The 1,382-nt window shown below is 62.6% G+C and carries 1 protein-coding gene; it reads right to left on the bottom strand.

The features are described from left to right. Window positions 1-1,215, bottom strand: a 1,215-nt coding sequence (locus EOA60_RS33030) for an AMP-binding protein (protein WP_128312622.1), incomplete at its 3' end; no start/stop codon positions are given. Window positions 1,216-1,382 lie beyond the last annotated feature (167 nt).

The following is a 1,382-nucleotide window of genomic DNA, read 5'->3' as shown; positions in this document are numbered from 1 at the left end:
GGCCCCGTCCCCGCCGTAATAGGCGCGCGCGACCGCCGGGCCGCGAACTTTCAGCCGCCCGAAGGTCTTGCCGTCCCAGGGCAGCGCGTTGTTCTCGTCGTCTGTCACCTTCATTTCAACGCCGAAGGGCGGGTGGCCCTGCTTGCCCTGGATATCGAGCCTGGCATCGCCGGTCAGCCCTTCATATTCCGGCTTCATGGTGCACAACGTGCCGAGCGGCGACATTTCGGTCATGCCCCAGGCATGCACCACCTCAACCGCGTATTTGTCCTGGAACTTGGCGGTGACGGCGCGCGGGCAGGAGGAACCGCCGATGACGACCTTGTTGAGATAAGGCAGCTTCCTGCCGGTCTCCTCGAGATACTGCAGCAGCATCATCCATACCGTCGGCACAGCGGCGCTGAAAGTTACCTTTTCGGTGTCGAGCAATTCGTAGATCGAGGCGCCATCCATCTTGCAGCCTGGCATCACCAGCTTGGCCCCGATCATCGGCGCGGCCTGACCGAGTCCCCAGGCATTGGCATGGAACATCGGCACCACGGGCAGGACGACGTCGCGCGTCGAAACGCCCATGGCATCGGGCATGGCGGCCATCATGGCGTGCAGCACGTTCGAGCGATGGCTGTAGACGACGCCCTTCGGATCGCCGGTCGTGCCCGACGTGTAGCACATGCCAGCAGCCGTGTTCTCGTCGAATGTCTTCCAGGCGAAGGCGCCGTCGGCCTCGGCAAGCCATTCCTCATAGGCAACAGCGTTCGGCAACGAGGTTTGCGGCATATGCGCCTGATCGGTCAGCACGATCACCTGCCTGAGCGACCTGATCTGGCCGGCGATCTTTTCCAGCAGCGGCACGAAGGTCAGGTCGACGAAGATCGCCTTGTCCTCGGCGTCGTTCATGATCCAGGCGATCTGTTCGGGAAACAGGCGCGGATTGAGCGTGTGGTAGATCGCGCCGATCCCTATGATGCCATACCAGGCCTCGATGTGGCGGGCGGTGTTCCAGGCAAGCGTTGCGATGCGGTCGCCGAGCCCGAAGCCGTCACGCTCCAGCCGCTGCGCCGCTTTGAGCGCCCGATGACGGACGTCGGCAAAGGTGGTGCGCACGATCGGGCCTTCGATCGAACGCGACACGATCTCGCGCCCGCCGTGCTGGCGTTCGGCGTGATCGATCAGCTTATGGCAGAGCAGCGGCCATTCCTGCATCAGTCCGAGCATCTCGGCTCCTCCCCTTTTTTCGCGCTTCCGCGTCATTGTTTCACGCATTGTGGAATGATCCGGCGGATTGTCCAGCCACCATAAGTCCAAGGCGGTCGGATGGGCGGAATGACCCGTGAAACCCGTCATAATCCGGCCATCGTCGCCGTTAAGATTCATTAATGGGC

This window comes from Mesorhizobium sp. M1A.F.Ca.IN.020.06.1.1, from assembly GCF_004023265.1.
Classification (GTDB): Bacteria; Pseudomonadota; Alphaproteobacteria; order Rhizobiales; family Rhizobiaceae; genus Mesorhizobium.
This window is presented reverse-complemented; position numbering and strand designations above follow the sequence as displayed.